Raw genomic sequence first — 13,136 nt, 5'->3', positions numbered from 1 at the left:
ATGATGTCAATACTATTGTACAAGTTCTTTATCAGTGAACTCATCACTAAATAATGGACTTGATAAGTAACGTTCAGCGGAACTTGCTAAAATAACAACGATATTTTTATCTTTGTTTTCAGGCTTCTCAGCTAAACGTTTAGCGGCAACAACCGCGGCACCTGAAGAAATACCCGCAAGAATACCTTCTTCTTTCATTAGGCGGTGACACATTGCCATGGCTTCATCGTTGGTCACTTTTTCAACAGCATCGATCATGCTTAAGTCTAAGTTACCAGGAATAAAACCAGCACCAATACCTTGAATTTTATGTGGGCCAGGTGTTAATGCTTCACCCGCCATTTTTTGGCTAATAACCGGTGAGTCAGTAGGCTCAACAGCTACAGACATAATGTTTTTGCCGGCAATATTTTTGATATAACGACTAACACCGGTAATGGTACCGCCTGTTCCAACACCGGCAACAAAAATATCAATCTTACCATCGGTATCTGCCCAGATCTCTGGACCAGTCGTTTTTTCATGGATCTCAGGGTTGGCAGGGTTGTCGAATTGCCCCAATAAAACATACTTGTCTGGATCTGAATTTTTAATTTCTTGCGCTTTAGCTATAGCACCGTTCATACCTTTGGCGCCATCGGTCAATTCAAGTTTAGCCCCTAAAGCCGCTAATAACTTTCTGCGTTCTAAACTCATGGTATGTGGCATAGTTAACGTAATGCCATAACCTCGAGCTGCTGCAACAAATGCAAGGGCTATGCCGGTATTACCACTTGTTGGCTCAACGATTACTTTACCAGGTGTTAATAAGCCTTTCTTCTCTGCATCCCAGATCATGTTTGCGCCAATACGACACTTAATACTCGCACTTGGATTTCTTGATTCTATTTTTGCAAAAACATTACCGGTAGTTACACGGTTAAGTTTTACTAAAGGCGTTTTACCTATAGTGGTTGAGTTATCTTCAAATATTGTCGTCATGGTAGCTCCTTAATAAAGCTTTATTTACTTTAATAGCACAAGGTTAGCGCTTTATAGAAATAAAAGAAGTGATATTTTGTTAACTTATATACAAAAAAAGAATATAGAAATGCTTTTTTAGTTAAGTTAGTGTGTTATTAGCCTGTAATTATCGTTCTTTTTGATAATAACCTATTTTATTCTTTAATTATAATTGCTGTTAAACCCCAATGATAGCTTGGCGAATAACAAACAAGCTTTTTAAAAGTGGTTTTAATATTATGGTGGCGCTTCTTTATGCTAATAAGTAAAAAGTGTTCAGCGCTTGAATTAATTTACCTCTTTTTTTAATGGTATTATTTTAAAATTTGTTGATTTCTTCTGAAAGTGTCCTTGCTTTTACTATCAATAAACTATCAATAAATTGTCAATAAACTATCAAAATTATAAATAATTAGCCATTGACTAATAAATGGTCATTGGACTATTATCAATTTTAACTGGTCGAACGTCCGATGAGTTGTAGTACCAATAAAAATAAGACGTAAAAATATAATTATAAAATAAAATTTAAAATAATTTGGGGAAATAATGAATATAATCAAACGTATAACGGTTGTAGCAGGGATCTGCCTGACATTCTGCTCAGCAGCTTCTTACAGTAAAGAATATAAAATAGTACTTATCCATGGCTTTCAGCCACAACAACTTATTGTTGATGGTGACGTTACGGCGAGTGGTCAAAATTACTGGCAAGGCTATTGGAATAACCTCAGTGATGCCCGTATTGACTGGCCTTCATATGAACGAATAGAAGGTAAAATAGCCACAGACTATGTTTGGCCAAAGTTGAAATCATTTTCTGAAAGTAACTTTTGTACACCGGGTTGCATCTTTGTAACACATTCAACCGGTGATTTAGTGGCACGGTATATTATAGATAACCAAGAAACTTGGTTGGAAAATGCTGGATTAGCACCACTGAATATTGTTGCAACTTTTGACATTGCCGGCGCAGGTGGTGGTAGTGAACTTGCTGATGTGGCGGTAAGTGTTGCTGAGGGTACAGAAACGTGGTCTTTTGTCATTGAGGCAGCATTAGAGGCTTGGTTAGGCGGCGATCTTGGCGATGAAATGGGCGTACTTAATGACTTAAAAGTCAATAACGCTAGACAACTTGCACCATTACCAGATGCGAGGATCCCTCGTCTACGCTTTGTCGGTGATGCAAGTGAATATTTAGGGGTTACTAGCCCATTTATTCAAGGTAATGACGACGGTGTTGTTGGTACGCACTCCTCTTGCGGAGCTAATCGCCAAGCAAGATACGGTAGCTGCAGTAACGGTATCGCGTTAAATGGTAAAATAGAACAGCAAGGTAATGCCGTTAATGGTTTTATGCCATACCATTATCCAATGCTTATGGGTAAAGCTTATAGTCATGGTTCGTTACTTGAGCCACAACAGCAAGGTAAAGTGACGGCAGCAAGTAATCAGAAAAACCTACTGTCAGGAGAAAGTATTTACTTTGACACTTATACTAAAACGACTGGCTGGTGGCTTTGGAAGAGTAATTATCTCTATGTTGAAAATTCGAATGATGACAGTATGTCAACGCTCATTTATGACGCGATTCCGAATTAAATAATATAGTTAAGGCTGTTGGTTTTCTAGGTTAATCAAGGAAAATCAACAGTGTCTTGGCAAAAGAGTAAAGCCGTTATGAAAAAAAAATCATTGTTAAAAAAATTCAGTGTTATATCTACTATCGCCGTTGTTGTTTGGCTCTTTTGGCCATCAATACCGCAAAAAATAACGATTGTTAATGAACCCTTGATAAAAAAAATTCCAATTAAGACAACTAGCTTGCCAGAACAGCCGCCAAGTAATAATAGTTCGCTCGAGGCTACAGTTAATAAAATCACTTCAAACGATTCAGCAGTACTTGTTGCACAAGCGTATGCGGCAGAGTTAACTTTTCCACCCTATTCACAACCTTTAACGGATAAAGATTTTGACCGCTTAACCCCTAATTTTTTTAATCCACAATCTATGTTAGTCGACGACAATGGCACTCAAGTAAGTGCCGCATTATCAAAATATCGTTATACCTATCCCGAAGTCGTTTTTGCGACACTAACCGGTGAAAATATTACCGGCGCAGAACTGCAACTTGTCGATATCATTACAGGTAAAGTATTATTGACTAGTCAATTTGAACAGGGTGAAGAAAACTGGCATTCACACTTTACCGGTAAAAGAGATTTGCCACGAGAATTGCAAGCATCGATTAAGGCGAAAATTAACGGTAAGAATATTAATATTACCCTAGCACTTAAATATGTTGATTCAGTTGCTACCCTAGAAAGTTTTGAACCGGCCTACAATGAAGATGCTGATATGGTATTAAAAGCTAATTTAACCACTAGAGAGCAAGGCCTATATAGAATGCGGGCAAATTTATTTGATGCCAATTACCAACCCATCGCCCACTTAGTTAGCAAAGCAAAACTCAATAAGGGCAATAGTCATCTTTATTTAAAAGCTCACCGGTCAGTATTACAAGGCAGGCAAGCGCCATTTTACTTATCAACTTTTTCAATTGAATTAATGTCACCTGCTCCCGGTGAACCGACCAAGTACGGTGATAGTTCAATTGATGAACATGCAATAAAAGGTTTTGCAGTCAACAGTTTAAGCGATTTGCCCTATCAAGCTTCTTCGCAGGAACAACAACGCTTACTACTGTTGCAGAACATGGCAGAAGGCAGGTAGAAGGTTTGATTGATAGTTGATAATTGATGAAACGATGTGTTAATCAATCGTCTGAATAGCGCTGATTTTCCGTAGACAAACAACGACAGAGCTTTTATTAAAGTCGCAGTGTAAAATAAAGTTTAGTTTGATAACCGCTATCAAACTAAACTTATTTATCGATTAATAAGGTGCTAAGGCATCCAAGCGTAACTAACTTTAGTAAACAAAGTACGTTCACCACGCCTTAACGTAGTTAAGTCGTCATCTTGATAGCTAGTGTCTGAATACCCTAAGAAAAATACTGTCTGTGGATTAAGCTTATAGCTATAAATTAATTGTGTTGATAAATCACTATTGGTGTTCGAATAAGCTGAAATATTATTATCTGGATTTTTATCTACATCGTAGTAAACAACATTTAATTTAAGATAACTGTTCACATCAAATTGGTAAGAAACTCTTAATTCCACTATGTTCGCATCGTATACATTACCTTGACTCGTATCGAGAGTTTCATAAGTATAAGAAAAATCAATCTCTAAATGACTGGTTGGGTTAAGGCGAGTGTTCGCATAAATTTCTTGATAATCAGCGAGGCGATTATTTTGGTAATCTATTTTTTTACCAAAAGAAAAATAAACTTCACCATAAAGGTATCTTGTTGGTTTTATATACGCAAACATAGTCAAAAGCTTTTCAGTAAACCGGTCGGTATTACCGTCAATAGAGTCATCAAACTCAATTGCTGCGAGGCCGCCATTCAATTGATTTAACTCACTTTTACGTAACCCTATTTTATCTGCATAGGTAAACATAATATCAAATTGTGAAAGTTTAGGGCCATCAATCGTAAAACTCGAAGCCAAACTTTTTTCGAGCAATTCACCATTTTCATTGTGTTTAATTTGCCACTGACCTGACAATTTTGCTTCTTGCCAAAAGCTGTCGCCTTCACTGTAAAAGAAACGGTCAACTAATAGTCTCTCATCTTGATAATCAGCTTGGGGCATAAAACCTAAATCAGCGCGGAAATCTTTACCTATTTTTTGATGTTCAGCACTTACCGACCAATACTCCGAGTTGTGCTCATAACTAAGTTTGACCGCTTGGTCGGCAAAATCAGTCGACTCCTCTATTGAATTGTCACTGTTTGAATGAACAACTTGTGCAAGAATAGCATTCGAGTCATCCATTTTATATTTGGTATTGATACCGGCAACGGTATTTTGATAACTATCAGACTTTCTTAAGGTGCTAATTGCACCTAATGAAAAGTCTTCAGAAAAGTCGTAGCGATATTTAAATGCGCCAGAGTGGCTTTCTTCATCTAACGATTTTAAACGTGATCCGGTATTCCCTGGCACAATAAAATTAGTTTCTGTGTCATGACTAATAAAAGCACCATAGGTATGGTTGTCATTAGTACCCGTTAATTTTGCACCATAATCAGGGTCGGCAATGTTTCTGGTATAAACTAAATTAAAATTTGAAGAGAAATAATCTGAGTTTTCTACAAAGAAAGGGCGAGCCTCACGATAAAACAAGGAATAGGTTTTATTAACGCTAAGTTGTCCCGCATCAGACTCTACTGTCGAAAAATCTGGGTTTACCGTAACGTTTAATAGCGTGTTGGCATTAATCCCCCAGCGTAAGTCAACGCCCGCTTCGGTGTCGTTATCGCTTTGCCATTCATCTTGTGGGTCGTAAATGTCACGAGTATCATTTTTACTTGCCACTATTGCTGGCGTGATTGTTAAATTGTTACCGGTTTTTGCATCTTTAAAACCTTTTGCTTCAGGTATTTGGCATAACCAACAATCATTGTCTCGGTCGAGCGGTATATGAGATATACGCAGGCGAGAGTCGCGCGGGTAGAGACGAATAAACTCAATTGCCCAGGTTTTTTCTTCATCTGTGTCAGCAAAGTTCAATGCATGGTAGGGCACAGCCATTTCAACTTGATAGCCACTCGCTGTTCTTTTGCCAAACGATTGCCACATACCATCCCAAGCTGAATTGACATCACCGGTGAGTTCGTTTTTTATTCTATCGATTTGCGATCCGTAAGGATTAACAAAGAGTTCATAACTTAATCGTCGATTGTTGTAAGTGTCGAGTTTTATACCCACCACATCGTCTTCGAGTCGTGTATCTCGGTCACCTAAGTAGGCAATTATTTCTTCTGGGTTGGGATCTTGGGCAATAAAAGAGATATAAATGGTCTCGCCATTTTCAAATATTTTTGCGGTGGTTTTAACTGGGCTAGGCTTATTATTCCAAGGGGAATTAACAATGTTGAGCTCTATGGATAATGCCTGAGACCATTCCTCTTCGTTGATGTTGCCGTCTATGGTGACTTTTGTTTTAGCATAAGGTATCGATAAATGATCGATTTTATTAATTGTTTGTTCTTGGGCATTTTGTTCAGCAAAACTATTCTGTGAAAATAGTAAGAATATACTAGCTACTAAGGCTTTGTAGCTACTTCTTAACAACAACATTTTCTCTCCAGGGTTACATTTTATTATTTTTATATTGTGACTCTGGATAAATTGTGTCAAAAAAATGCAGTTAAAACAATCATTAATTATTCTAGCTCTATTATTAGCAGGCAATAAAAAAGTCGCCAAATGGCGACTTTACGTAAAAGCTGATGAGATTTTTATTTATTTTTACTTCATCCAAGCATAGCTAAACTTCATAAAGAGATTACGTTTATTTTGATTTAAGTCGCTAAAATCTTCTTCGGTGAAGTGTCTATCCGAATAGCCTAGATAGAAAACTGTTTGCGAATTCAACTTGTAGGCGTACAACAATTCAGTTGAGACGTTCTTCCTGCTTTGGGTAATATCTTCGGGATCCGTGTAAATATAATTATTAATATTTCTGTTGGTATTATTATAAATAAAACTAAACCGTAAAAAACTTAATACATTAAATTGGTACGTTGCTCTAAAATCGGTCAATCTTGCAGTAAAGACGTTGTTACTGGTCGCATCGACGTTATTATTAGTGGCATCTAATTGATTAAAGGTATGTTTGATATTTAATTCTAAATGCTTATCAACATTTAAGGTTACCTGTGAACTCCACTGTTTAGTACGGCCAAGACGGTTGTTTCTGTAATCAATGGCATCGCCGTATTTAAAGTTACTGTTAAAGTATAGACCTAGCATTGGATTAACTTCACCAAAGAGTGAAAATTGATTTTCGGTAAATAAGGTGGTGTTACCGTCAATGGCTAAAATACTTTTATCTTTTCTTAAACCGACTAAATCACGGTTTGAATAAGAAAAGCGGAAGTATGAATTCATACTTGAATTTAGTTGAGCGTTGATATCAAATTCTTTTTCAATCAATTCATTATTGTCGTTATGGGTGATATCCCAATCAGAATATATTTTAAATTTCGTCCACCATTCGCCTGGTTTCGCATACCACTTTCTATCACCACCAACAGAAAAACGCTTGTAGTCAACATTAGGAATAAAGCCTAAATCACCACGAAAGCCAGAATTTTGCTGATCGTATGTTACGCGGTAATACCAGTCTCGGTCATTGTGAGAATAGCTTGTTTTAAAGGCACTACCACTAAACTTATCATCTTTTAAGGTCCGTAAAACCTGCTCATTGTAATCACATTGACTATAGCCACAGTCAATGTTTTCTGGTGGCGCATGGCAATTGTCTGACTCACTTGAATCGTCGCTATCATCGGCATTACAAAATTGCTCAAATAAGTTATCAGGATATTCTGTAGTTGAATAAAGCGCTTGAAACTTAAAGACATCAGCCGTTGAAAGTCTAATTTGACTGCCGACACTGTGTACTATATTTTGATAATCTTCGGCGGTACGTATGGTACTTACGGTCCCCATAGTGATGTTTTCGTTAAAATTGTAACGATAGCGAAAAGCGCTTGCTTTTGATTCGCCTTCGATGCTCGCTATGGAAGAGCCTCTATTACCGGGGATTAAAATATTGGTACTGTCGTCATCGGTGACAAATAAACCAAAGGAGTGATCATTTTCTCGACCAGTTAATTTAGCACCGTAGTTTGGCGCGTTAATATTTCGGGTATAAATCAGGTTATAATTTGAATCAAAGTAATCAGCATTATCTAGAAAAAACGGTCTTTTTTCTTGGGTGAAAAGTGCAAAGTTATTATTGATATTTAACTGAGCATTATCTGTTTCAACTGTTGAAAAGTCTGGATTAATTGTGGCATTCAACACCCAGTCAGGTGTTATTCCCCAACGAACATCTAAGCTAGCTTCTGTGTTGGTTTCACTCTGCCAATCCTCATTATTTTCTCTTTGTTCATTAACGCCGGTAACAAGTGAAGGCGTAACGGTTAAGTTATCGCCTTGTTTTGCCCCCGTAAAGCCTTCAATCGTGTGAAGTTGGCATAACTCACAGTCGTTATCTCGTTCAAGGCGGACGTTTGAGAAACGAAAAAATTCGTTTCTCGGATAAAAACGCATTAATTCAATGCCCCAATCTTGTAATGACGATTTTTCAGTAAAGTTAAGCATACGAAGGGGTAAAGCCATTTCTACTATATAGCCTTTATCGTTAATTATTCCTGCACTGTCCCAGATGCCATCCCAAGAATCACTTTCACTTTTCGTTATTTCATTTTCGACACCGTCGATTTGAGAGCCTAAAGGGTTGACTAAAAATCGATAAGCCGAACGTTGGTCGTTATAAGTGTCAATTTTTATGCCAACGACATCGTCACCCCATGATTGATCTCTATCGCGGTAAAACGCTCGAATTTGGCTTGGGTTGGGATCTTCAGCAATGAAAGCAATATAGAAAGTACCGCCATCTTCCATTAATAACGCTTCGGTATGAACTTGGCTAGGTATATTGTCGTATGGACGAGTAACGTTATTGATTAATATTTTTTTTGCATGGCGCCATTGTTTTTCATCTAATTTAGCATCTATGGTTATTTTACCTGAAATCCTTGGGATTTGGGTTGACTGTTGCGCGTTAGCTTTACAATGAAAAGAAAATAATAAAGTGGAAATAGTCAAAATATGGCTGAATTTGACAGTGAACATTGATGCTCCAAAGGAAAGTGTTTGCACAAAGTTTATCTGCAATACTGACGGTAAACTTAAGTAATAGATTTACCGGCGATGGTGAAGAAAGTTAGACTTTCTGTCAAAGGAATTACGATAACTGGTATAAGGAATACGATTAATGGTTTTTTCTAACATTTTTTGCATGCTTAATCGTAGAAAATTTAGCTCGAATCTATAAATATTCTCCTGCATAATGGAATGCCTGTTATCTAGTTCTTCATTATTATGCCACTTACTTTACTCGATATTCTTGCCTTTATATGCTTTGTAACTTGTTGGATTGGTTACACTTGGTTTGCTCGTGTCAAGGCAAAAAACACTAATTGTATCGCCAGATGTCTTCATCAACATAGAATTCATTGGATGAATGAGCTAATGACGCGAGATATTCGTGTTGGTGAAGCTGCGTTGTTAGCAAATTTGGAGCGAAATATTGCTTTTTTTGCTTCAACAACTTTACTGGTTTTAGCCGGTGTATTGACTCTATTCGCTCAAGTCGAACGTTTAGAAGCGGTAATAGGTTCAATTCCCTATGCTGATTTTCCAAATCATGCGGCGATACAATTAAAATTAGGTGTCTTAGCTTTTATTTTCATTATGTCCTTTTTTCAATTTACTTGGTCTATGCGACAGTATGGCTTTTTAAATGTCATGATTGGTGCTGCGCCTTATGATGAGTTAGGCGAAGATGAAAACTTGCGTGCCTATGCAAAACAAATGGCAATAGTACAAGACCAAGCCGCACATTCTTATAATTATGGATTACGTTCTTATTATTTTTCTATTGCGGCAATGTGTTGGTTTTTTCATCCTGCGTTATTTATTTTTGCCAGTTTACTGGTTGTTTATACTTTATTTTATCGTGAATTTAGATCCCGAGCAGTAAAAGCTATTACCGCCGCACAAGAGCACTTAAGAATAGAGCATACAAAAAAGCGCGGTCATGATATTGATGAGTAAACATAATTACTCTGCTTATTCGGTGCAAGATTTTGACAATTTTGATTGTTTGAAAATATCAAAATGGGTCTACGTAGCCTTGATTTTTATTTTACGGGGTTATGTTGTTTGGCTAATGTCGGTAACCAATATGAAAGACCGTGTTGGTATTATTCAATGGATATACCCTGAAACATCATTGTTTTATTTAAGCTTAGGCTCTGGGGCGTTAGGTGTTTTTATTGTCCTTGTCTTAAGTTTACGGCGGCCAAATGCGAAAGGTTGGGTTAAAAAATCATGGCGCCATGGTAAAGGTATTCTCACTTTCGCCTTACTTTTTGATTTGATTATTTGCTTAGTTGGCTTTTTTTATTGGCATTTACTGTCATTAACATGGTTAATTACCCAAGCTATTATTGTTGGAGCGCTTATAATCATGTTAAATCTCAGTAAAAAATTTACAATAAATATTACTGAGTTTCCAGAGCCACTTCCTGACCCAAAAAAAAGGTGATGAAATCACAATGAATAACGAACAAGCTGTACAGCAAGATGAACGATTAATTATATTAGATACAGAAACAACGGGTATTAATCCTAGGGAAGGGCACCGAATTGTTGAAGTAGGCTGTGTTGAAATGATCAACCGACAGTTAACCGGTCGTAGTTTTCACGTTTATATCAATCCATTATTTGAAATGGATCAGGAAGTTATCAATATTCACGGATTAACCAATGAGTTCCTTCGTGATAAACCTTTATTTAGTCAAGTCGCCGATGACTTTATCGGATTTATTAAAGGTGCACGCCTTGTTATTCATAACGCTAAATTTGATATCGGCTTTATGGACAATGAATTTGCTTTATTAAAGCGAAATATTCCCAACACTCGTGATATGTGTACTGTTATAGATACGTTGCATGTTTCAAAAGATGAATTTGGTTCACCAAAGACCCTAGATTATTTAGCCCGTTACTATCGTGTCGATAAATTAGTCGACCGCACTTATCATGGTGCATTAATCGATGCTCAACTTTTAGCGTTTGTTTATGTAGAGATGACGCGTAAGCAGTCCGTGTTAAATCTATCAGCAGGCAGCGAATCAGGTGACAGTAATGCTATTCGTCGTTTACCCGCACAACGAACAAAATTAAAGGTTATCCAAGCTTCTGCCGATGAACTTATTAAGCATAGTGAAAGATTAGCGATTGTTGCTGAAAAAGGGAGCGAACCAATATGGCCCAAATAGGTCAGTCAAAACTTTTTATTATCATAGTAGTAGCCTTTCTATTGATATCTATACCAAGTTATGGACAACAAACCAAAATTGATTATTACCAATCAGATAATGTTACCAATGCTATTCCTTATTTTGAAAATCGGTTTAAAATAGATGCCTTGCTTGAAGAAATAACTCTGTTATTTTATCGAAGAAGTGGCACGCCACCCATCATACTTGTGCGCCCTGATGGCACCAAAATTAAAATTAATAATTTACCTAAAGATAAAATCACTTGGTTTGATGATCGTACTTTTGATTTAATCACCATTAAAAATCCAATGCCCGGCCCTTGGCAGGCTATTGGTGATATTTTACCGCAAAGCCACATTATGGTTGTCACTGATGTCACTATTAAAGTTGACCCCTTACCTGAGGTTATCCTCTCGGGAGAAACCTTAAAAATTGAAGGGCACCTTTATAATGGAGAACAAGCTATTGACGATCCACTCTTTCGTGACGTTATTAACCTCAATGTAGATTTTTTTAGTACCAATAATTCTGCGTATGATAATTTTGGTGCTGAACCCATTAAAATAGCGCAGTTTCGTGATGATGGCCGTGACTTAGATGAGTATGCCAAGGATGGTGTCTTTACCGGCGAATTTGAACTTGCTTTTGCTCCGGGTGAATGGCTACCTATTTACTCTGTTATTATGCCGATGGCTACTCGAGAGTTACGACAAAAACCCATTATTTTGCAAAAGACACCAATTACCATTTCTGTTGAACCCGTAATGGAAGTCGGGAAGTCTCACAAGGTCATCTTTACTATCGACCCCACTTATGTAGATATGGATAGTGTTTTGTTTCAAGGGAAAGTTATTTTTCCAGACCGTCAAGAAGTACCATTTTCTATTATGGAAGGAAAAGGAAATTTACGTACTTACGAACTTGCTTACACCGAGTCAGGTGTTCATCGTATACAAGTGAGTGTTTTTGGCAAAACAATTAACGGCCGCGAATTCCGTTTAGTGTTAGAACAATTTACCTTTAATGCAGAAAGTAAAACGGGCTTAGTGATGCCGACCCTAAATGCTAATGGTGAAATGACATCACTCCCTGTAGACAAAGCGGATGTTGTTATTACCGATAAAATTATACTAGCAGAGGAAAAAGCTAAACAATTAGCCATGGAGTTGCAAGAAGCTAAAGTCGAACAAGAAAGCGCAAAAAGTGAAAAAGATCTACAAACTTATATTATTATTGCTGTTGCAAACGTCGGAATCGTCCTTATTGCGTTAGTCTTTTACTTTATATCTCGCCGAAAAAAGAACAAAAAATGATGAATAGCCAATTAAATAAAGCCATTTTTGAATGTAATTCCTCCGTATTGTACATCAAACGTGCATACAGTTAATTATATTAAAAAAGTGGTTGACTGCTCTGCGTCTTAACCGTATTATCTCCGCCGCATTCAACGACTTGTTGACGAATGTGTTGATTATACAGCGGAGTGGTAGTTCAGTTGGTTAGAATACCGGCCTGTCACGCCGGGGGTCGCGGGTTCGAGTCCCGTCCACTCCGCCAATTAATCAAAGGTTAAGCACCTAGTTTTACTAAACGTTTAAAACAATACAGCGGAGTGGTAGTTCAGTTGGTTAGAATACCGGCCTGTCACGCCGGGGGTCGCGGGTTCGAGTCCCGTCCACTCCGCCAACATTGTTTAAGTAAAGAATAAGGTTTGAATGACCTAACGATAAAAGGCGTGACATCTTTTATTATAACATTCAAAAGCAATACAGCGGAGTGGTAGTTCAGTTGGTTAGAATACCGGCCTGTCACGCCGGGGGTCGCGGGTTCGAGTCCCGTCCACTCCGCCAACATTGTTTAAATTAAGAATAAGGTTTGAATGACCTAACTATAAAAGGCGTGACATCTTTTATACTAACATTCAAAAGTAAAATCACGGGTTTAAGTACCGTCTACTTAGGTAGTAAAACTTGAAGAAAGCAATACAGCGGAGTGGTAGTTCAGTTGGTTAGAATACCGGCCTGTCACGCCGGGGGTCGCGGGTTCGAGTCCCGTCCACTCCGCCAACATTGTTTTTACTGTTTTTTATAGTCATATAAAAAATTAAAATAGTTCAAGACCTCAAGACCTCAAG

At 37.5% G+C, this 13,136-nt stretch carries 9 protein-coding genes and 4 tRNA genes; 10 read left to right on the top strand and 3 right to left on the bottom strand.

Annotated elements, in window-relative coordinates:
* Positions 1-12: 12 nt before the first annotated feature.
* Positions 13-981 (bottom strand): cysteine synthase A, encoded by a 969-nt coding sequence (cysK, locus tag H4J62_RS17775; RefSeq protein WP_182172979.1) that lies wholly within the window; start codon positions 979-981, stop codon positions 13-15.
* A 570-nt stretch (positions 982-1,551) separates the two neighbouring features.
* Here cysK and H4J62_RS17770 point away from each other — a divergent pair.
* Positions 1,552-2,604, top strand: a complete 1,053-nt coding sequence (locus tag H4J62_RS17770; protein ID WP_182216162.1) for a hypothetical protein — start codon at positions 1,552-1,554, stop codon at positions 2,602-2,604.
* A 78-nt stretch (positions 2,605-2,682) separates the two neighbouring features.
* Positions 2,683-3,735 carry a hypothetical protein gene (locus H4J62_RS17765; RefSeq protein ID WP_182216161.1) on the top strand — a complete coding sequence of 351 codons (1,053 nt, stop codon included), beginning with the start codon at positions 2,683-2,685 and terminating at the stop codon, positions 3,733-3,735.
* A 173-nt stretch (positions 3,736-3,908) separates the two neighbouring features.
* Here the strand turns inward: H4J62_RS17765 and H4J62_RS17760 are convergent, their stop codons facing one another.
* Both H4J62_RS17760 and H4J62_RS17755 read right to left on the bottom strand, forming a co-directional pair.
* Positions 3,909-6,218 carry a carbohydrate binding family 9 domain-containing protein gene (locus tag H4J62_RS17760; protein WP_182216159.1) on the bottom strand — a complete coding sequence of 770 codons (2,310 nt, stop codon included), beginning with the start codon at positions 6,216-6,218 and terminating at the stop codon, positions 3,909-3,911.
* Positions 6,219-6,389: 171 nt separating this feature from the next.
* Positions 6,390-8,786 carry a carbohydrate binding family 9 domain-containing protein gene (locus H4J62_RS17755; protein WP_182216157.1) on the bottom strand — a complete coding sequence of 799 codons (2,397 nt, stop codon included), beginning with the start codon at positions 8,784-8,786 and terminating at the stop codon, positions 6,390-6,392.
* Positions 8,787-9,035: 249 nt separating this feature from the next.
* On the opposite strand from H4J62_RS17755, the gene H4J62_RS17750 reads away from it, so the two are divergent.
* The 8 genes from H4J62_RS17750 (at position 9,036) to H4J62_RS17715 (ending at position 13,068) form a co-directional block, all read left to right on the top strand.
* Positions 9,036-9,770 carry a DUF599 domain-containing protein gene (locus tag H4J62_RS17750; RefSeq protein ID WP_182216155.1) on the top strand — a complete coding sequence of 245 codons (735 nt, stop codon included), beginning with the start codon at positions 9,036-9,038 and terminating at the stop codon, positions 9,768-9,770.
* Entirely contained in the window at positions 9,763-10,263 is a 501-nt protein-coding gene (locus H4J62_RS17745) for a DUF2919 family protein (protein WP_182216154.1), read from the top strand. Before H4J62_RS17750 ends, H4J62_RS17745 begins: the two co-directional genes overlap by 8 nt.
* 10 nt (positions 10,264-10,273) lie before the next feature.
* Positions 10,274-10,999, top strand: a complete 726-nt coding sequence (dnaQ, locus tag H4J62_RS17740) for a DNA polymerase III subunit epsilon (RefSeq protein WP_182216152.1) — start codon at positions 10,274-10,276, stop codon at positions 10,997-10,999.
* A complete protein-coding gene (locus H4J62_RS17735) occupies positions 10,987-12,315 on the top strand; it encodes a TIGR03503 family protein (protein WP_182216150.1) in 1,329 nt (442 codons plus the stop codon). Before dnaQ ends, H4J62_RS17735 begins: the two co-directional genes overlap by 13 nt.
* Before the next feature lie 167 nt (positions 12,316-12,482).
* A tRNA-Asp gene (locus H4J62_RS17730) sits at positions 12,483-12,559 on the top strand.
* 52 nt (positions 12,560-12,611) lie between these two features.
* Positions 12,612-12,688 (top strand) — tRNA-Asp (locus H4J62_RS17725).
* An 87-nt stretch (positions 12,689-12,775) separates the two neighbouring features.
* Positions 12,776-12,852: transfer RNA gene (locus H4J62_RS17720), tRNA-Asp, on the top strand.
* Positions 12,853-12,991: 139 nt separating this feature from the next.
* Positions 12,992-13,068, top strand: a tRNA-Asp gene (locus tag H4J62_RS17715).
* The last annotated feature ends 68 nt before the right edge of the window (positions 13,069-13,136 follow it).

It is taken from the genome of Colwellia sp. BRX8-5 (genome assembly GCF_014077325.1).
Classification (GTDB): Bacteria; Pseudomonadota; Gammaproteobacteria; order Enterobacterales; family Alteromonadaceae; genus Colwellia_A.
This window is presented reverse-complemented; position numbering and strand designations above follow the sequence as displayed.